Origin of the sequence: Pseudonocardia sp. D17, from assembly GCF_036984265.1 — a bacterium.
GTDB lineage: Bacteria > Actinomycetota > Actinomycetes > Mycobacteriales > Pseudonocardiaceae > Pseudonocardia > Pseudonocardia benzenivorans.
This window is the reverse complement of sequence record NZ_BPRG01000042.1, coordinates 39315-58018: the sequence shown is the minus strand read 5'-3', so window position 1 is coordinate 58018 and position 18704 is coordinate 39315. Positions and strand designations below refer to the sequence as shown.

The 18704-nt window shown below is 71.8% G+C and carries 19 protein-coding genes; 10 read left to right on the top strand and 9 right to left on the bottom strand.

From position 1 onward, the window contains the following. Positions 1–97 precede the first annotated feature (97 nt). Positions 98–727: an ANTAR domain-containing response regulator gene (locus tag PSD17_RS07930; RefSeq protein ID WP_013675966.1), complete on the top strand. Its 630-nt coding sequence runs from the start codon at positions 98–100 to the stop codon at positions 725–727. 71 nt (positions 728–798) lie between these two features. On the opposite strand, the gene PSD17_RS07925 is transcribed toward PSD17_RS07930, so the two are convergent. The 7 genes from PSD17_RS07925 to PSD17_RS07895 form a co-directional block, all read right to left on the bottom strand. After that, positions 799–1512, bottom strand: coding sequence for an ABC transporter ATP-binding protein (locus tag PSD17_RS07925; RefSeq protein ID WP_013675965.1), 714 nt, complete (start codon positions 1510–1512; stop codon positions 799–801). Continuing rightward, positions 1499–2356: an ABC transporter ATP-binding protein gene (locus PSD17_RS07920; protein ID WP_143770947.1), complete on the bottom strand. Its 858-nt coding sequence runs from the start codon at positions 2354–2356 to the stop codon at positions 1499–1501. Before PSD17_RS07920 ends, PSD17_RS07925 begins: the two co-directional genes overlap by 14 nt. Before the next feature lie 266 nt (positions 2357–2622). Further along, positions 2623–3792 (bottom strand): branched-chain amino acid ABC transporter permease, encoded by a 1170-nt coding sequence (locus PSD17_RS07915; RefSeq protein ID WP_234027923.1) that lies wholly within the window; start codon positions 3790–3792, stop codon positions 2623–2625. Next, positions 3789–4796: a branched-chain amino acid ABC transporter permease gene (locus PSD17_RS07910; protein WP_013675962.1), complete on the bottom strand. Its 1008-nt coding sequence runs from the start codon at positions 4794–4796 to the stop codon at positions 3789–3791. Before PSD17_RS07910 ends, PSD17_RS07915 begins: the two co-directional genes overlap by 4 nt. 92 nt (positions 4797–4888) lie before the next feature. Then, positions 4889–6115 carry a branched-chain amino acid ABC transporter substrate-binding protein gene (locus tag PSD17_RS07905; protein WP_013675961.1) on the bottom strand — a complete coding sequence of 409 codons (1227 nt, stop codon included), beginning with the start codon at positions 6113–6115 and terminating at the stop codon, positions 4889–4891. A gap of 182 nt (positions 6116–6297) precedes the next feature. Continuing rightward, positions 6298–6753 carry a PaaI family thioesterase gene (locus PSD17_RS07900; RefSeq protein WP_339122275.1) on the bottom strand — a complete coding sequence of 152 codons (456 nt, stop codon included), beginning with the start codon at positions 6751–6753 and terminating at the stop codon, positions 6298–6300. Between the two features lie 377 nt (positions 6754–7130). Beyond that, positions 7131–8003, bottom strand: coding sequence for a class I SAM-dependent methyltransferase (locus PSD17_RS07895; protein WP_339122274.1), 873 nt, complete (start codon positions 8001–8003; stop codon positions 7131–7133). 328 nt (positions 8004–8331) lie between these two features. Between PSD17_RS07895 and rpsA the strand changes: the two genes are divergently transcribed. From rpsA to PSD17_RS07870, 5 genes are all read left to right on the top strand, one after another. After that, positions 8332–9795 carry a 30S ribosomal protein S1 gene (gene rpsA, locus PSD17_RS07890; protein WP_013675958.1) on the top strand — a complete coding sequence of 488 codons (1464 nt, stop codon included), beginning with the start codon at positions 8332–8334 and terminating at the stop codon, positions 9793–9795. 277 nt (positions 9796–10072) lie between these two features. Then, a complete protein-coding gene (locus PSD17_RS07885) occupies positions 10073–10822 on the top strand; it encodes a hypothetical protein (protein WP_041759875.1) in 750 nt (249 codons plus the stop codon). A 16-nt stretch (positions 10823–10838) separates the two neighbouring features. Then, positions 10839–11744, top strand: coding sequence for a dephospho-CoA kinase (gene coaE, locus PSD17_RS07880; protein ID WP_103383358.1), 906 nt, complete (start codon positions 10839–10841; stop codon positions 11742–11744). 159 nt (positions 11745–11903) lie between these two features. Next, positions 11904–12734 (top strand): RNA polymerase sigma factor, encoded by an 831-nt coding sequence (locus PSD17_RS07875; protein WP_339122273.1) that lies wholly within the window; start codon positions 11904–11906, stop codon positions 12732–12734. Further along, positions 12731–13252, top strand: a complete 522-nt coding sequence (locus PSD17_RS07870; RefSeq protein WP_339122272.1) for a hypothetical protein — start codon at positions 12731–12733, stop codon at positions 13250–13252. The genes PSD17_RS07875 and PSD17_RS07870 overlap by 4 nt, the downstream gene beginning before the upstream one ends. Here the strand turns inward: PSD17_RS07870 and PSD17_RS07865 are convergent. Continuing rightward, on the bottom strand, positions 13249–13749 hold the full coding sequence (locus tag PSD17_RS07865; protein WP_339122271.1) for a DUF402 domain-containing protein: 501 nt from the start codon (positions 13747–13749) through the stop codon (positions 13249–13251). The genes PSD17_RS07870 and PSD17_RS07865 overlap by 4 nt on opposite strands. 81 nt (positions 13750–13830) lie before the next feature. On the opposite strand from PSD17_RS07865, the gene uvrB reads away from it, so the two are divergent. The 4 genes from uvrB (at position 13831) to PSD17_RS07845 (ending at position 18280) form a co-directional block, all read left to right on the top strand. After that, positions 13831–16032 carry an excinuclease ABC subunit UvrB gene (uvrB, locus tag PSD17_RS07860; RefSeq protein WP_013675952.1) on the top strand — a complete coding sequence of 734 codons (2202 nt, stop codon included), beginning with the start codon at positions 13831–13833 and terminating at the stop codon, positions 16030–16032. Between the two features lie 147 nt (positions 16033–16179). Next, complete coding sequence (locus PSD17_RS07855; protein ID WP_339122270.1) at positions 16180–17421, top strand: glycosyltransferase 87 family protein; 1242 nt, start codon at positions 16180–16182, stop codon at positions 17419–17421. A gap of 2 nt (positions 17422–17423) precedes the next feature. Then, positions 17424–17771 carry an MmcQ/YjbR family DNA-binding protein gene (locus tag PSD17_RS07850; RefSeq protein WP_339122269.1) on the top strand — a complete coding sequence of 116 codons (348 nt, stop codon included), beginning with the start codon at positions 17424–17426 and terminating at the stop codon, positions 17769–17771. An 86-nt stretch (positions 17772–17857) separates the two neighbouring features. After that, complete coding sequence (locus PSD17_RS07845; RefSeq protein ID WP_013675949.1) at positions 17858–18280, top strand: VOC family protein; 423 nt, start codon at positions 17858–17860, stop codon at positions 18278–18280. 11 nt (positions 18281–18291) lie between these two features. Here the strand turns inward: PSD17_RS07845 and PSD17_RS07840 are convergent, their stop codons facing one another. Then, entirely contained in the window at positions 18292–18684 is a 393-nt protein-coding gene (locus PSD17_RS07840; RefSeq protein ID WP_339122268.1) for a hypothetical protein, read from the bottom strand. Positions 18685–18704 lie beyond the last annotated feature (20 nt).

Below are 18704 nucleotides of genomic sequence, written 5' to 3'. Positions count from 1 at the left end.
TCCGCCCACGAAACGGAGATCGTCGTCCGGGTCACGAGCTTATCCCGGTAGCCTTGCCCCTTCTCAGTCGCCCCAACCGTTCGAAGGAGAGACCCCGGTGGCTCAGCAGGTTTCCGAGGACGACGCCGCCGAGGCGGCCGGACCCGCCCCGGGCTGGCGAGTGCTCGTGGCCGAGGACGAGGCGCTCATCCGTCTCGATCTCACCGAGATGCTCACCGAGGAGGGCTATCAGATCGCGGGTGAGGCGGGCGACGGCGAGGCGGCGGTCGAGCTGGCCCGCAGCCTCGGACCCGACCTGGTGATCATGGACATCAAGATGCCCAAGAAGGACGGTATCGAGGCGGCGGGCACCATCGTCGAGGAGCGCATCGCTCCCGTCGTGATGCTCACCGCGTTCAGCCAGCGCGACCTCATCGAGCGGGCGCGCGACGCGGGCGCGATGGCCTACCTGGTCAAGCCGTTCGCCCGGCACGAGCTGGTACCTGCGATCGAGCTGGCCGTCTCCCGGTTCGCCGAGAAGAAGGCGCTGGAGGACGAGGTCGCGACGCTGTCGGACCGGTTGGAGACCCGCAAGGTCGTCGACCGGGCGAAGGGCCTGCTCATGAGCAAGCAGAACATGAGCGAGCCCGAGGCGTTCCGCTGGATCCAGCGCACCGCGATGGACCGGCGCACGACGATGAAGGCGGTCGCCGAGGCAGTGGTCGAGGGCCTCGCCGAGGCGCGCTGACCCGTACCCCGTGGCGACGACGACGCCCCGGCGGCCCACCAGGAGCCGCCGGGGCGTCGTGCGTCACGGCCTCAGGCCACGCCGAGGTAGGCCTCCTTGATCGCCGGGTCGGCGAGCAGCTCCGCGCCCGTCCCGGCCTTCACGATCCGTCCGGTCTCGATCACGTACGCGCGGTCGGCGCGGCTGAGCGCCTGCTGGGCGTTCTGCTCGACGAGCAGGACCGTGGTGCCCTGCTCGTTGATCTCGGTGATGATCCGGAAGATCTGGGCGATGAACTGCGGCGCCAAGCCCATCGACGGCTCGTCGAGCAGCAGCAGCCGGGGCTTGGCCATCAGCGCGCGGCCGATGGCGAGCATCTGCTGCTCACCGCCGGACAGGGTGCCCCCGGCCTGGGTGCGCCGCTCCGCGAGCCGCGGGAACAGCGAGAAGACCCGGTCGAGGTCGGCGCCCAACGACTTGCGGTCCTTGCGCGTGTAGGCGCCCATGTCGAGGTTCTCGAGCACCGTCATGCCCGGGAACACGCCGCGGCCCTCGGGGGACTGGGAGATGCCACGCACGACGCGCAGGTCGGCGCGTAGCGACTTGATGTCGTCGCCGTCGAAGAGCAGCTTGCCCGACGAGACGGGACGGATCCCGGAGATCACGCGCATGGTCGTCGTCTTGCCGGCGCCGTTGGCCCCGATCAGCGTGACGACCTCGCCCTCCTCGACGGTCAGGGTGATGCCGTCGAGGGCCTGGATCCGGCCGTAGTGGGCGCAGACGTCGTTCAGCTCAAGCAGTGGCATCGTCGGGCACCCCCAGGTAGGCGGCGATCACGGCCGGGTTCTCCCGGATCTCGGAGGGCAGCCCCTCGGCGATCTTGCGCCCGAACTCGAGCACGACGATCCGGTCGGTGACGCCCATGACCAGCCGCATGTCGTGCTCGATGAGCAGGACCGTGTAGCCGTCGTCGCGAATCTTGCGGATCAACCCCATGAGGTTGTCCTTCTCGGCGGGGTTGAACCCGGCGGCCGGCTCGTCGAGACACAGCAGCTTGGGCTCGGTCGCCAGCGCCCGCGCGATCTCCAGCCGCCGCTGGTCGCCGTAGGGCAGGTTGCGCGCCTTGTCGGCGGCCCTGTGCGCGATGCCGACGAACTCCAGCAGGGCCATGGCCCGGTCGATCGCCTGCCGCTCCTCGCGGTGGTGGCGGGGGAGCCGCAGCAGCGCACCGACGACGCTCGTGCGGTGCCGGGCGTCCGCCCCGACGACGACGTTCTCCAGCGCGGTCATCTCGCCGAAGAGGCGGATGTTCTGGAACGTGCGCGCGATGCCCAGGCGCGTGATCTGGTGCCGTGACCGGCGCCCGAGGGGCTGGCCCTCGAGCCGGACCTGACCCGACGTGGGCCGGTAGACGCCGGTGAGTGCGTTGAAGCACGTCGTCTTGCCGGCACCGTTGGGCCCGATGAGCCCGAGGATCTCGCCGCGCTTCAGGTCGAAGGACACCGCGTCGAGCGCCACGAGGCCGCCGAAGCGCATCGTGACCGCGTCCATGCTCAGCAGGGTGTCGCCGACCTCGACGGCGATGTCGCGGTCGGGCGCGACCACCTCCGCGACCTCGGCCTCGCGCTCGGCGAGCTCCTCCGCCGTCATGTGGGCGAGCTGCTCGACGATGCTGCCCTCGCCGTCGGGGACGAGGCCCGGGCCCTCGGCGGCGAGGTGCTCGGTGTGCTCGTCGGCCCGCTGGACGGCCTCCTCGCGGGTCTGCTCGTCGAGCTCGACGCCGCCCTCGGTGTGCGCGGCGGTGCCCGCGGGGGTCGCGTCGGCGGCGTGCCTGCCGATCCGCTCCGAGCCGGAGGCCCGCTCGGTGCCGGGATCCGGGGCGGCGGGGTCGCGCCGGTCGTCGCCTGTCGGCTCGGTCATGAGATCCGGTCCCCCTCGCCCTTCAGCGAGCTGTCCGAACTGAGTTGCTCGGGTTTGCCGACGATCCGCAGGTACGCCTGCCGCCCGTAGGCGAGCAGCCGCTGGCGGGCGCCGAGCAGACCCTGCGGCCGGAAGATCATCAGCACGATGAGCGCGACGCCGAAGATCAGGTACTTGTACGCCGCGAGCTCGACGAACCTGTTCGGGATGTAGGACACGACGAACGCACCCAGGATGACGCCGACCTTGTTGCCCGACCCGCCGAGGACGACGGCCGCGAGGAACAGCACCGACGTCGGCACGTCGAACTTCTGGTTGTTGACGAAGCCGATCTGCCCGGCGAACAGCGCGCCGGACAGCCCGCCGATGGCCGCACCGATCACGAATGCCCACAGCTTGAAGCGGATCGTGGCCACGCCCATGATCTCGGCGGCGTCCTCGTCCTCGCGGATGGCGACCCAGGCCCGGCCGACGCGGCTGCGCTCCAGGTTTCCGACGAGGAACAGGACGATGATCGTGATCGTGACGCACAGCCAGTACCAGGGTGTGCCGTTGGAGACGGCGAAGATCGCGTTGCCCTCGGAGTTGGTGCCCGGCGGGTGGCCGACGCTCTGGAAGCCGACCTGGCCCTTGAGGGGCTCGACGATCGTCGCGAGGAGCCGGACGATCTCACCGAACCCGAGCGTGACGATCGCCAGGTAGTCCCCGCGTAGCCGCAGCGTGGGCGCGCCGAGGATGAGGCCGAACACCATCGTCACGGCCATCGCCAGCGGCAGCGTCCACAGGTACGGGATGTGCCACAGCACGGAGTCCGGGCTGGTCAGCAGCGCCGCGACGTAGGAGCCGATCGCGAAGAAGCCGACGTAGCCCAGGTCGAGCAGGCCCGCCTGGCCGACGACGACGTTGAGCCCGATCGCGATGAGCGCGAACCGCGCGACGTCGAACAGCGCGAGCGGGAAGTTGGTCCCCGGCTCGGTGGTGAGCAGCGGCGGGTTGAGCAGCGGGAGCGCGTAGATCAGCACGACCACCGGGACGAGCCACGCCCACTGCTGCGGCCGCGGCAGGCTGTTCCACCGGTCGCCCAGCCCGAAGAACCAGCCGCGGCCCGTGGTGGGGGTGGCCTCGCTCGCGGTGCCGGTCTTCGGCGAGGTCGAAGAGGTCGTCATACCCGCGCCCTCCCGAGGGACTCGCCGAGGATGCCCGTCGGGCGGATCATCAGGATGCCCACCAGTACGACGAACGCGACGACGTCGGTCCACTGGGCGTTGCCCAGCAGCGTCTGACCGTAGTTGCCGATGACGCCGAGCAACAGGCCGCCGAGCAGGGCTCCGCGGATGTTCCCGATGCCGCCGAGGACGGCCGCGGCGAAGGCCTTGATGCCGAGGATGAAGCCGCCGTTGAACTGGACGCCCGCGGGCACCTTCATGACGTAGAACAGCGCCGCGGCGCCGGCGAGGATGCCTCCGATGAGGAAGGTCAGCACGATGACCCGTTCCTTGTTGACGCCCATCAGCGTCGCGGTGTCGGGGTCCTGGGCGACGGCGCGCAGGCCGCGCCCGAGCCGGGTCCGGTTCACGAACATGTCCGTGATGATCATCAGCACGATGGCGGCGCCGAAGATGACGAGCTGCTGGCTGTCGATGGTCGCGCCGAAGATCTCGAAGACCGGCTTCGGCCGGAACATGATCACGGCCGGCTCGGGGTTGGCGCCACGCCAGGCGAAGAGCGCGTACTGGATGGCGAACGACGCACCGATCGCGGTGATGAGGAACGCCAGCCGCGGCGCGTTGCGACGGCGCAACGGCCGGTAGGCCACCCGTTCGAGGGCGACCGCCACGAGCCCGGAGACGAGCATGGCGACGAGCATCGCGAGGACGAGGTCGCCGACCAGGGCGGCGACGCTCAGGTTCGGTGCCGACGGGCCGAAGCCCAGCGCGGAGAGCACGAAGAACACCGCGTAGGCGCCGACGATGAAGACCTCGGAGTGCGCGAAGTTGATCAGCTGCAGCACGCCGTAGACCATCGTGTAGCCCATCGCGACCAGCGCGTAGATCGAGCCGTACGCGAGCCCGTCGATGGTGTTGCTCCAGAACTGGCTCACGAAGGCCTCGACATCGAACTGGATCCAGTCGGGGCCTTGGGCGAGCACGATTGTCGAGATCACGGGCACACGTCCCTCATGTGCGACGGGCATGCCCGCCGACGACCCGTGAGGTCATCGGCGGGCATGCCCGAGAGTGTCGTACTGATGTGATGGCCGTGTCAGCCGATCGTTCCGATGTAGACGATCTTGCCGTTGTCGACCTTGTAGCCGTAGACGGCGGTGGTCGCGAGCTCGCCGGTCGAGTCCCACTTGAAGTGCTTGCTGAACCCGTCGGCGTCGTAGTTCTTGACGTAGTCCTTCAGCGCCGCCCGGTCCTTGATGCCGGAGTCGATGCCGCGCAGCAGGATCGTCGTCGAGTCGTAGCCCTCGAGCGAGTACGTGCCGGGGGCGGACCCGCCGCTCACGCCCTGGTAGGCGCTGGCGAAGTCGGGCAGCAGCTCACCCGGGACGCAGGGGCAGGTGAAGAACGCGTTGTTCGACGCGTCGCCCGCCTGCTGGATGAACTTGTCGTCCTTGACGCCGTCGGGGCCGACGAACTTGCCGGTGAAGCCCTTGGTGACCAGCTGCTGGTCGAGCGGGGCGCCCTCGGCGTAGTAGCCGGAGTAGAAGACCGCGTCCGGCTTGGCCGCGATCACCTTGCTGGCGACGGCCGAGAAGTCCTTCTGACCCGTGGTGACCTTGTCCTGGCAGTCGGCCGCGACGGCACCGAGCGCCTGGTTGGTCGCGTTGGCCAGGCCGATGCCGTAGTCGGAGTCGTCCTGGATGACGCAGACCTTCTTGGCGCCGAGCTTGCCGGTGATGAACTTCGCGGCGGCCGGGCCCTGCACGTTGTCGTTGCCCAGGGCGCGGAAGAACGTCGTCCAGCCGTTCTGCGTGAGCGTCGGGTTGGTCGCCGACGGTGTCAGGTGCACCAGGCCGGCCTGCTCGAAGATCGCGCCGGTCGCCTTCGACTCACCCGAGAACGGCAGCCCGACGACGCCGATGATGTCGGAGTCGCTCGTGACCTGGGTGACGATGCCGGGCGCCTTGCCCGGGTCGCCCTCGGTGTCGAACTTCTTCAGGGTCACCTGGCAGTTCGGGTTCGCCTGGTTGTGCTGGTTGATGGCGAGCTGGACGCCGTTGAGGATGTTGATGCCCAGCTGCGCGTTGCCGCCGGACTGCGCACCGGCGAACGCGATGCTCACGCCGCTGCAGGTCGCCTGGCCGTTGCCGGCAGGCTTCTGCGCGTCCGGCGGCACGGGCAGGGTCGTCACCGCCGGGATGTCGGCACTGGCGGACGCGGCGCCGGAGTCGGTGCTCGCCCCCTGGTTGGCAGCACAGCCCGCGAGCACGACGGCAAGAACCGCCCCGCTCGCGACCGCTGCGATGCGCCTTGCTCTAGCCACGTTGACCTCCTCGCACCTGCACCCCCCGGGCGTCAGGCTGGCCTCGGCCCCGCCACGAACGGGCGAGGCATAGGCGCGAAAGCTAGTCCCGGCCCCTGCGAGCTGGACAGTTCGCGCCGGACTGTTGTGTCCAAGTCGTGATCGGGACTCGGGCGACGGCCGTTACCTCCGTCCGGCGGGGATCAACCGGTCGGACCCGATCGTCCGGAGGGGCCCGGATCGGGCCGGGTGTCGCGGTGCAGACACGTCAGCCGGGCGGTCGCGACACGGCTGCCCGAATCGTCCGTGATCACGATCTCCGAGGTGGAGGTGCTGCGGCCGACGTGCAGCGGTCGCGCGGTGCCGGTGACCCACCCGCTCGTCGCGGACCGGTGGTGGGTGCACGCGAGCTCGAGGCCGACGGGGAAGCGGTCCGGGAGGGCGTGCAGCGCCGACAGCGTCGACCCCAGCGTCTCGGCCAGTACGCCGTTCGCGCCCCCGTGCAGGAGGCCGAACGGCTGTCTGTTGCCGGCGACGGGCATCCGCCCGACGACCTCCTCCAGCGACAGCGACACGAGCTCGATGCCCATCCGGGTGGAGAGCAGCTCGGCGGCGTCGATGCTCGGCAGCGCGGCGAGCTCCGCGGGATCGATCGGCACGGCGGGACCCTACGCGGGGGGTGCCGCCGTCGTGATCACCGCGGTCGCCGCGCCGGTCGCCGCGCCGGGGGAGTCGTCGGTCGCGGCCGGCTCGTCGGCGTCGGCGGCGCCGCGACGAAGCCGCCCTCCCCGTCCACCCGGACGTCGACGAGGGGGTCGGCGAGGGCGTCGGCGTTGGCGCGCAGGCCGCCGGGCCGGGGCGGGCACCTGCGCGTGCGCGCCACCCGGCGTGCGGGCGATCTCCGACGACGTCGGCGGATCCGTTGCCGCACAACAGCTCGCGCCGGGCACGCCAACGCGTGGCCTACCGCCACGTCACGTCGGGCACGTCGGTCATGCCGCCGATCCCGGCAGAGACCCCGACGGGCCCCGCCCGGTCAGCCGCCGGGACGGTGCGTCACGAAGATCGCGGTGCCGGGGAAGAGCCTGCCGCGCAACGGGGACCACTGTCCCCACACGCGCTCGTGGCCCTCGGGCCACTCGGGCTCGACGATGTCGTCGAGCACCAGCCCGGCCGCGACGATGTCCCGCACCCGGTCGCCGATCGTGCGGTGGTGCTCGACGTAGGTGGCCGCCCCGGCGTCGTCGACCTCCAGGTAGGGGGTGCGGTCGAAGTACGACTGCCCGACGGTGAGGCCGTCGGGGCCGGGATCGTCGGGGAACACCCAGCGCATCGGGTGGTTGACCGCGAACACCCAGCGCCCTGCCGGCCGCAGCACCCGCGCCACCTCCTGCATCACCCGGCGCGGGTCGGCGACGAACGGGACCGCGCCGTAGGCCGAGCACGCGAGGTCGAACGAGGCGTCGGCGAACGGCAGCCGCTCGGCCCCGGCCTGGACGAGGGGGACCGGGACACCGGTTGCCTCGCCCGCGGCGCGGGCGTGCCGCAGCATCGCGCCGGACAGGTCGAGTGCGACGGGCCGAGCGCCCTGTGTCGCGAGCCACCGCGAGCACGGCGCCGACCCGCACCCGACCTCGAGGACCCGGCGTCCGGCGACGTCGCCGAGCAGCCGGGCGTCGGCCTCCCGCAGCGCCTCCGGGGACCACACGAAGTCGACGTCGCCGATGTCGGCGCGGTGTTCGGCGAGGTAGTCGTCGGCGTCGGCGTCCCACCACGCCCGGCTCGCCCGCTGCGACTCCGCCGAACCGACGCCGCGCCGCGCGATCCCGGCGGTGCCGAGCAGTGCCTCGGCCGAGGCGCCCGGCGCGCGGGGCGTGGCCGCACTCACGTCCTGTTCACCGTCGCTCACGGGGCGTCACCGGCGGATGCCTGGCTCGCGGGTACCGGCAGTAGTGTCCGCACGGGCACATCGTCCCAGCTAGTCAGGCCTCGTCCGGGGGGACCCGCATTGCCCCGATATCCGGGCGCCGCGTAGCATGAACCACACACCGTGGTCAACGCGGCGGACACCGCAGGGCCCTTGCCCGGGTACCGCCCGCCGCGGCGTCAGCACCATCGAGCATGATCTGCGAGACCCATCGACGATCCAAAGGGTGACAGCTACAACGTCACAGCTACACACCGACAACCAGGTCATCAGGACCACGCCGCAATCCAGCACCGGAGCAACCCACTACATGTCCACCGACACCACCGCCGCCCCGACCACGCCGCAGGTCGCCGTCAACGACATCGGGTCGGAGGAGGACTTCCTCGCCGCCATCGACCAGACGATCAAGTACTTCAACGATGGCGACATCGTCGAGGGCACCATCGTCAAGGTCGACCGTGACGAGGTCCTTCTCGACATCGGCTACAAGACCGAGGGCGTCATCCCCTCGCGGGAGCTGTCGATCAAGCACGACGTCGACCCCGCAGAGGTCGTCGAGGTCGGCGAGTTCGTCGAGGCCCTCGTTCTCCAGAAGGAGGACAAGGAGGGCCGTCTGATCCTGTCCAAGAAGCGCGCACAGTACGAGCGCGCCTGGGGCACGATCGAGGCCCTCAAGGAGGCCGACGAGCCGGTCGAGGGTACGGTCATCGAGGTCGTCAAGGGCGGCCTGATCCTGGACATCGGGCTCCGGGGCTTCCTGCCGGCCTCGCTGGTCGAGATGCGCCGCGTGCGCGACCTGCAGCCCTACGTCGGCCGCAAGATCGAGGCCAAGATCATCGAGCTGGACAAGAACCGCAACAACGTGGTCCTGTCCCGCCGGGCGTGGCTCGAGCAGACCCAGTCCGAGGTCCGCAGCGAGTTCCTCAACCAGCTGGCCCGCGGCCAGGTGCGCAAGGGTGTCGTCTCCTCGGTCGTCAACTTCGGTGCGTTCGTCGACCTCGGCGGCGTCGACGGTCTGGTGCACGTCTCCGAGCTGTCCTGGAAGCACATCGACCACCCCTCCGAGGTCGTCGAGGTCGGCCAGGAGGTCACCGTCGAGGTCCTCGACGTCGACCTCGACCGCGAGCGGGTCTCGCTGTCGCTCAAGGCGACGCAGGAGGACCCGTGGCGCCTGTACGCCCGGACCCACGCGATCGGCCAGATCGTCCCGGGCAAGGTCACCAAGCTGGTCCCCTTCGGCGCGTTCGTCCGCGTCGAGGAGGGCATCGAGGGCCTGGTCCACATCTCGGAGCTGGCCGAGCGCCACGTCGAGATCCCGGAGCAGGTCGTCCAGGTCGGCGACGACGCCATGGTCAAGGTCATCGACATCGACCTCGACCGGCGCCGCATCTCGCTGTCGCTCAAGCAGGCCAACGAGGGCATGACGGTCGACACCGAGTTCGACCCGACCCGCTACGGCATGGCCGCCGAGTACGACGACCAGGGCAACTACATCTACCCCGAGGGCTTCGACGTCGACTCCGGCGAGTGGCGCGAGGGCTTCGAGTCGCAGCGTGAGGCCTGGGAGAAGGAGTACGCCGAGGCGCACGCGCGGTACGAGCAGCACATCGCGCAGATCAAGAAGACCGCGGAGGCCGACGCCGAGGCGGCGGCCGACGGCGGCGGCACCAACTACTCCTCGCAGGGTGGGGAGCCGGCCGAGTCCGGCGGCTCGCTGGCCAGCGACGAGCAGCTCGCCGCGCTGCGGGAGAAGCTCTCCGGCGGAGCGTGATCGTCGGTCGCCCGGCGGGTCTCCCGTCCGGTGACCATCCGACGACCAGCCGAACGGCCCCGGTGACCTCACGGTCGCCGGGGCCGTTCGTCGTCGTGCGTGGCGGTGATCGCGGTGGCCCGTCTGCCGTGCGGCCGTGGGGTAGCGCCCGATCGTCGCAACCTCCTGCGGGACAGAATGTTCGCCAACGAAAGATCCGGTCACGATTGGGCGGCTATCGACGATCGGCCGGGCGCGTCTGGTGCGTTGATCTTGGAATGCTCCTAACGTCACCCGGGTGCGTGACACACAGCGTCGGCAACTGATCACTGCGGGCGCCGTGTTCCTGGGTTCGGTCCTCCTGGTGGGTGTGACGGGCTGCGCACGTGGACCGTCCGGGCCGGACACGTTGCCCGTGCCCACGTTCGCCACGTCCGCCTCGGCGACCGCCGGGACCGACGGCGCGGCGAAGAAGACCGGCCTGCCCGACGACTGCTCCGTCCTCATGTCGCCCGACGACCTCGGCGCGCTCTTCGCGCAGCCCGTCGGGACCGTCGTCGTGAACACGATCCGCGGGGTCCCGGCCCCGTCCGTGGGCCGCACCGAGCGGATCGCCTGCACCTACAGCAACTCCGACGTCCGCACCGGCAACGCGCTGACCAAGCTCGTCGACGTCAACATCGGCCGCTTCACCGACGAGAACGCCGCCCGCAGCCAGTGGCAGCTCAACTCCGACCTGGAGCGGGGCGGTGCCACCTCGTCGGACCTCACGATCGGCGACGCGACCGCGGTGCTCGTCTCCCGCCCCACCGGCACCACGCTGTTGGTGTGCTACCGGCTCGACACCCTCACGTTCGTCCTGCCGCCCGAGCAGGGTGGCGGCCGTCCCCCGCAGGACGTCCTCGTCGATCTGGCCAAGCGCATGATCCCGACGCTCGTCGCGACGATGCCGCCCGTCACGACGGCGCCGCCGGCCGACGTGCCCCAGCCGCCCGCCACCACGGCCTCCGTCGCGCGTGACACCGCCGCGGGAGCCCGCCACCGGTGATCGGTAACGTGGCCGGGTGCTGAGTGTCGGGCTGACCGGCGGGATCGGATCGGGGAAGTCGACGGTCGCGAGCCGGCTCGTCGCGCTGGGCGCCGTGCTGGTCGACGCGGACCGGATCGCGCGCGAGGTCGTCGCCGCCGGGTCGGAGGGCCTGGCGCGCATCGTCGAGGCGTTCGGGCCGGAGGTCGTCGGCGCCGACGGCGAGCTCGACCGACCCCGGATGGCCGCGGTCGTCTTCGCCGACCCGGCCGCCCGCGACCGGCTCAACGCCATCGTGCACCCGCTCGTGCGGGCCGGCTCGGCGGCGCAGGTCGCGGCCGCGCCGTCGGACGCGATCGTCGTCCAGGACGTGCCGCTGCTCGTCGAGGGCGGAATGGGCGCGGGTTTCGCGCTGGTCGTCGTCGTGCACGCCGACGAGGAGGTCCGTGTCGAGCGCCTCGTCGGCAGCCGCGGCATGGCGGAGGACGACGCGCGGGCCCGCATCCGCGCGCAGGCGAGCGACGCGCAGCGTCGGGCTGCGGCGGACGTGCTCCTCGACAACTCCGGTAGCGCCGCGGACCTGCACGCCCGGGTCGACGCGCTCTGGACCGGACGGCTCGTCCCGTTCCGCGACAACCTGGTCGCCGGCCGTCCGGCGGTCGGCGCCGCCGGCACCGCCGGCGACGAGGACGACGCCGCCGCGGCCGCGCGGCTCCTCGCCCGGGTCCGGGCGGCGGTGGGGGAGAGCGGCGACGTCGAGCCTGCGGTGTCGCCCGCGGGCGACGGCGTCGTCGAGCTGCGGGTCAGGCTCACCGACCCCGCGGCACCCGCCCTCGCCGAGGCGTTCGCGCGTCGCGGGTTCGTGCCCGACGGCGACGGCGGCTGGGCCTCCGCCGATCCCGGACTGCCTGCCCGGGTGCGCACGTCCGGGCGCGCCGGATGACCCGCGCCGGTGGGGGGCGTCGGTCCGGCGGTCGCTCCCCGGATACGATGGCCCGGCTTTCCGGCCGTTGTAACAGGATCGAGACCACGGTCGATGCACGAGTGTCGGAACGCGCCGGCTCCCCCGTCGTGCGTGCGGTCCGATGCCCAGACGAAAGGGATGACCAAGGTCGTGAGCGCCCTCGTGGAGCATCGCTCTGACCCCGGGGATCCTTCGCGGCGTCCCGCAACGGACCCGGGCGGCCCCGAACCCGACGGCGTCGACGACGCCACCCGATCCACACCCGCGGCGCAGGACCGGGGCGGTGACGCCGGCCCCGGGGCCGACGCCTATGGGGCCGACGCCTACGGGGCCGACGGATACGGCTACGGCACCGACGACGCCTACGGGTACGGCACCGACGAGTACGGCGACAACGGGTACGGCTCCGGCGACGGGTACGACCCGGCCGACGCCGAGCAGGAGACGTCGTACGCCCCGGTCGGGCAGCAGCGGGCCGAGTTCGGGCGCCACCTCGAGGCGCACTACCCGCGGTTGGTCGCGCAGCTCTACGCGATCACGCTCGACGCCGGACAGGCGCACGACCTCGTCCAGGAGGCCTACGCGCGCGCCTGGCGCAAGTGGGGTGAGCTCGTCGGTCGCGGCGACCCCGCCGACTGGGTGCGCCGCGTCGCGGTGTCGACGTCGATGCGCAGCTGGAGCGCGCTGGTCGGGCGGGTGGCCCGCCGCAGGCGGCCGCCGGAGATCGAGACCATGGCGCCCAGGGCCGCGTCGCTCGTCGGTGCGCTGCACCGGATCTCGCCCGCCGAACGGCGCGCCGTGGTGCTGCACCACATGGTCGGCATGCCGGTGCAGGAGATCGCCGAGATCGAACACAGGCCCGCACGCAGGATCGAGGCGCGGCTGACCCGCGCCCGACTGGCCGTCACCGAGGACATGGGCGACGTGTTCCTCGACATCCTCGGTGCACACGTAGGGGAGACGCCGTGACCGACCCGCTCCGCGTCGTCACCGAGGAGTTCCGCCGCCTCGACGACGAGCTCGCCGCCGGGGTGACCCTCCCGTCGGTCGACGACGTCATCCGCCGCGCCGGCCGGCTCAACCGGGCCAGCACCGCCGCCGCGGCCGCCGTCATCACGGTCGGCGCGCTCGGCGGGATCACCGCCGTCGCGCAGGCGTCGCAGCCCGACTCGGTCCCCGCGCCCGGCGGGCCGCTGCCGGCGGGTGCGGTGCTCGCGCCGCCCGGCGCGGCGACCTCGGCCCCGCCGACGACCACGACGACGACCACGAAGGCGCCGACCCGGGTGGCACCGCGGACCACGACCAAGGTCGTGCCCCGGACCACGACGGTGAAGCCGACGACGGTCGCGCCCCCGGTCACGACGACGGTGGCCCCGCCGGTGACGACCACACGCCCGCCGGTGAACACGACGCGCCCGTCGTCGGCCGCCCCGCGTACGAGTGCTCCCGCGGCCGGAGCCGAGAGCCTCGTCGCGCCGGTCGGCTAGTCCCAGCTCAGCGTGATGCCCTCGGTCGCGAGCCACGCCTCGAGGTCGTGGCCGTGCGCCGCGAGGGCGGCGACCGTCGTGTAGGCGCGCTGCATCCCGTACTCGGCGAGCGCGGGCGTGAGGACCCCGGCGGCCACGGCGTCGACGAACTCGTCCACGTCGATCACCTCCGACGACCGCCCCGAGCGCACGACGACGTCGAGGTAGAGGTCGGTCATCGTCCAGTGTCCGCCGGCCCGGTCGATGCGCGCGATGTCGAGGTAGAAGTCCTGGTCGCGGACATGGCCCGGGGCCCAGTCCCAGACCGCCACGGCGATCCCCAGGTCGGGCAGCAGCCACTGCCGGATCCAGGTCGCGCTCGGGCGGTTGACGACCGCGCGGCTCATGTACAGCCCGAACGGCTCCTCGCGGTACTCGTGGACCTCCCGCACGATGCCCTTGGTGTCGGTGTTGACGGCGGCGTCGACGTCGAAGGTCTGGGTCTTCGGCGGGTGCACGGGCCGATCCTCCCAGAGCCGCGGGCCGCCGCCGCCCGCCGCGCACGGGAAATCGTCGGTGTGGGCTCGTAGTCTGGGTCCGTGGCATTCGCGACAGAGGTCCCCGGCAGCGCCGCCGACAAGCACATCCGGCAGGGCATGCCGGTGGCGCACTCCGAGCACCGCCCGGTCGGCGACATCCCGCGCACCGGCGGGCGCTTCGAGGTGGTCAGCGAGTACGAGCCCGCGGGCGACCAGCCCGCCGCGATCGACGAGCTGGAGCGCCGGCTGCGGGCGGGCGAGCAGGACGTGGTGCTGCTCGGCGCCACCGGCACCGGCAAGTCGGCCACCACGGCATGGCTGATCGAGCGCGTCCAGCGGCCCACGCTGGTGATGGCGCCGAACAAGACGTTGGCCGCGCAGCTGGCCAACGAGCTGCGGGAGATGTTGCCGCACAACGCCGTCGAGTACTTCGTCTCCTACTACGACTACTACCAGCCCGAGGCGTACATCGCGCAGACCGACACCTACATCGAGAAGGACTCGTCGATCAACTCCGACGTGGAGCGGCTGCGGCACTCCGCGACGCAGAACCTGCTGTCGCGCCGTGACGTCGTGGTGGTCGCGTCGGTGTCGTGCATCTACGGCCTGGGCACCCCGCAGTCCTACCTCGACCGCTCGGTGCAGCTCGACGTCGGCTCCGAGGTGGAGCGCGACGCGCTGCTGCGCGCACTGGTCGACGTGCAGTACACGCGCAACGACATGGCGTTCGCCCGCGGCACGTTCCGGGTGCGGGGCGACACGGTCGAGATCATCCCGGCGTACGAGGAGCTCGCGATCCGCATCGAGTTCTTCGGCGACGAGATCGAGGCGCTGTACTACCTGCACCCGTTGACGGGCGACGTCATCCGCCAGGTCGACACGGTCCGCATCTTCCCGGCCACGCACTACGTCGCGGGCCCGGAGCGGATGGAGCGCGCCGTCCGCGACATCGAGGCCGAGCTCGAGGAGCGGCTCGCCGAGCTGGAGCGCCAGGGCAAGATGCTCGAGGCCCAGCGGCTGCGGATGCGCACCCAGTACGACATCGAGATGATCCGGCAGGTCGGCTTCTGCTCGGGCATCGAGAACTACTCCCGGCACATCGACGGCCGGGCCGCGGGGTCGGCACCCGCGACGCTGCTCGACTACTTCCCGGACGACTTCCTGCTCGTGATCGACGAGTCGCACGTGACGGTGCCGCAGATCGGCGGCATGTACGAGGGCGACATGTCCCGCAAGCGCAACCTGGTCGAGTTCGGCTTCCGGCTCCCGTCGGCCGTCGACAACCGGCCGCTGACCTGGGAGGAGTTCGCCGACCGGATCGGCCAGACCGTCTACCTGTCGGCCACCCCGGGCGCCTACGAGCTCTCCCGCACGGGCGGGGAGTTCGTCGAGCAGGTGATCCGGCCGACCGGCCTGGTCGACCCCGAGGTCGTCGTCAAGCCGACCAAGGGTCAGATCGACGACCTGGTCCACGAGATCCGGCTGCGTACCGAGCGCGACGAGCGCGTCCTGGTCACGACGCTGACCAAGAAGATGGCCGAGGACCTCACCGACTACCTGCTGGAGCTGGGCATCCGGGTGCGGTACCTGCACTCGGAGGTCGACACGCTGCGCCGCGTCGAGCTGCTCCGCCAGCTGCGCACCGGCGAGTACGACGTGCTGGTCGGGATCAACCTCCTGCGCGAGGGGCTCGACCTGCCGGAGGTGTCGCTGGTCGCGATCCTCGACGCCGACAAGGAGGGCTTCCTGCGGTCGGGCACGTCGCTGATCCAGACGATCGGGCGTGCGGCCCGCAACGTGTCGGGCCAGGTGCACATGTACGCCGACACGGTCACGGAGTCGATGCAGCACGCCATCGACGAGACCGACCGCCGGCGCGCCAAGCAGATCGCCTACAACACCGAGAAGGGGATCGACCCGCAGCCGCTGCGCAAGAAGATCGCCGACATCCTCGACCAGGTGTACCGCGAGGCCGAGGACGGCGAGGTCCCGGTCGGCGGCTCGGGGCGCAACCAGTCCCGGGGCAAGCGGGCGGCGGGCGAGCCGGGCCGCGCGACGGCGTCGGCGAGCTCGGGGATCGTCGCTGGCCGCGACACCAAGAGCATGCCGCGGGCCGAACTGGCCGACCTCATCCAGCAGATGAGCGACCAGATGCTCGCCGCGGCGCGCGACCTGCAGTTCGAGCTGGCCGCGCGGCTGCGCGACGAGATCGCCGACCTGAAGAAGGAGATGCGTGGGATGGACGCGGCCGGCATCCGCTGACTCCCGCCGCGGGCGGCGTGGCGCGGCGCTCGCACGGGTACTCCGGTGACGGGGCGCGGCGCGTTGCTCGCCCCGTGCGACCGGGCGCCGACGCGCTTGGCTACCGTGAGGCGTGACCAGCACTGCGTTACCGGCCGGAGGACCCGTGTGACCGTCTCGAGCATGCCGACGGCCGCGGCTGCCCTCACCAGGGTGCTGCGCACGCGTCTGACGGTCCCGAGGTCGACCTTCGTCGTCACGGTGCCGATGCTCGCGGTGGCGCTGACGGCGCTGCTGCTGCACACACACGGCTACCACATCGACCTCGAGGTCTACCGGATCGGCGTCGACACCTGGCTGGCCGGCGGGGACATGTACGGGCCGCTGCCGCCGACGGTCAGCGGCCTCGCGCTGCCGTTCATCTACCCGCCGTTCGCGGCGATGGTGCTGACGCCGCTGGCGCTCGTGCCCTGGACCGTCGCGTGGGTGTCGCTGTTCGTCGTGTCGTTCGCGAGCCTGGCGGTGACGCTCTACGTCGTCGCGCTGCGGGCGTGGCCCGCCGGCGGCCGCAGCGGTGCGCTCGCGGCGGCCTCGCTCGCGGTGCCGCTCGCACTCTGGATCGAACCCGTCCTGCAGACGTTCGAGTTCGGTCAGGTCAACATCGTGCTGATGGCGCTGGTCGCGGTCGACTGCCTCACGGTGCGCACCCGATGGCCCCGGGGGCTGCTCGTCGGCATCGCGGCGGCCATCAAGCTGACCCCCGCGGCGTTCGTGCTGTTCTTCCTGCTGCGCCGCGACTACCGGTCGGCCGCGGTGGCCGCGGTGACCGCGGCCGCCGCGACGGGGCTGGGTTTCCTCGTCGACCCCGCGGCGTCGGCGCGCTACTGGTTCGGCGGCCCGGCCTCCGGCGTGAGCGGGTCGGTCTTCTACACCAACGAGACCATCCAGGCGGTGCTGGCGCGGATGGGCGTCAGCGGGTTCGCGCTCACCGCGATCTGGGCGCTCGCGTCGCTGGTCCTGCTCGTGCTGGTGGTACCGGTGATCCGGCGGGCCGACCGACCGCTCGCGCTCGTCGTGACCGGTGCGTTCGCACTGCTCGTGTCGCCGACGTCGTGGTCGCACCACTGGGTCTGGATCGCGCCGGCACTCGTCGTGACGATCGCCCACGCCCTGCGTGGCCGCTCCGCGGGCTGGGCCGCGGTGTCGGCGGTCCTGCTGGTGGCCTTCTACGTCGCACCGTTCCGGTTCCTCCCGCACGACGACGGGCGCGAGCTGCACTGGAACGGCTGGGAGCAGCTGGCCGGGGCGTCGTACGTGATCGTCGCGGTGGTGCTGCTGGCCGTCGGCTGGTGGCACTACGGTCCGCGACGCGAGCGCGCGGCCGTCGCCGGGCCGGCGGCCGAGGACTGACCGTGGACCATCCCGAGCTCGTCGCCTACGCCCTGGCCAAGCCTGGTGCCAGCGAGGACGAGCCGTGGGAGGGCGACCTCGTCGCCAAGGTCGGCGGGAAGATCTTCGCGTTCCTCGGCGGGGGCGGGCTCGGCGTGAAGTGCGGTCGCGACGCCGACGAGGCCGCCGAGCTGCGCGAGCGCTACCCGGAGGCGGTGACGATCATGGCCTACATCGGGCGCTACGGCTGGAACTCGATCGACCTCGACGCGGCGGCGGGCGCGATCCCCGACGACGAGCTCCGCGAGCTTGTCGACGCCAGCTACGACGCGGTCGTCGCGAAGCTGCCGCGGTCGAAGCGGCCGGTCTGACCGCCACTGCGCGCCCGGGTCGTCCCGGTACGGCCGGATCCTGCCGAGGCTCCGGAACTGTCGGACCCCGGGGCCAGGATGGGCCCATGGCCATCGGAGTGCAGATCACATTCGACGCCCGCGATCCCGCCCGGCTCGCGGAGTTCTGGGCGCTCGCGCTCGGCTACGTCGTGCAGCCGCCACCGCCCGGTTTCGACGACTGGCCGTCGTTCCTGGTGACGATCGGGATCCCGGAGGAGCAGCACGACCGCGCGTCCGCGCTCGTCGACCCCGACGGTGCCGGGCCGCGCCTGTTCTTCCAGAAGGTGCCCGAGGACAAGACGGCGAAGAACCGCGTGCATCTCGACGTGAACGTCGGGGCCGGCGCCGAGGACCGCAAGGCTGCTGCGGCCGCGCACCGCGCGACGCTGGAGCGGGCCGGCGCGACCTTCCTGCGCGAGGTCGACGAGCCCGCCGGCTGGTGCCTGGTGATGCGCGACCCGGAGGGCAACGAGTTCTGCCTGCAGTGAGGCCCGGGCGCTCACGCCGGTTCCGCGAGCCGGGCGTGGGCGTCGGCCGGGTCGATCGGGAGGTCGGCCGCGTCGGTCTCCCAGAACACGAAGCGTGAGTCCGCCATGGCCGCGGCGTGGCGACGCATCACCGAGCGGTGCGGTTCGGTGCGGACGAGCCCGTCGACGGCCTCGCGGCTCGTCCATGCCGAGAGCGTCGCGAACTCGCGACGCAGCGGATGCGCGACGAGCGACATGCCGACCGCTCCCGGTGTGCGCGCGACCTGGGCCCGGACCCGCATCGCGTCGCGCAGGAAGGGGACGACGTGGCGGAACCCGCGCACCCGGAAACGCGACGCCATGACGACGACCGGTCCGGTGTGCGAGGCGGCGGCGGGGTAGCGCGTCCAGCGCAGGGTGGGCACGGTGTCTCTCCTCGGTGTCG

Coding starts and splice junctions, on each gene's coding strand:
- PSD17_RS07845 (WP_013675949.1), top strand. CDS start 17,858: ATGGCCATCGGAGTGCAGATCACATTCGACGCCCGCGATCCCGCCCGG.
- PSD17_RS07925 (WP_013675965.1), bottom strand. CDS start 1,512: ATGCCACTGCTTGAGCTGAACGACGTCTGCGCCCACTACGGCCGGATC.
- PSD17_RS07915 (WP_234027923.1), bottom strand. CDS start 3,792: ATGACGACCTCTTCGACCTCGCCGAAGACCGGCACCGCGAGCGAGGCC.
- PSD17_RS07875 (WP_339122273.1), top strand. CDS start 11,904: ATGACCAAGGTCGTGAGCGCCCTCGTGGAGCATCGCTCTGACCCCGGG.
- rpsA (WP_013675958.1), top strand. CDS start 8,332: ATGTCCACCGACACCACCGCCGCCCCGACCACGCCGCAGGTCGCCGTC.
- PSD17_RS07920 (WP_143770947.1), bottom strand. CDS start 2,356: ATGACGGCGGAGGAGCTCGCCGAGCGCGAGGCCGAGGTCGCGGAGGTG.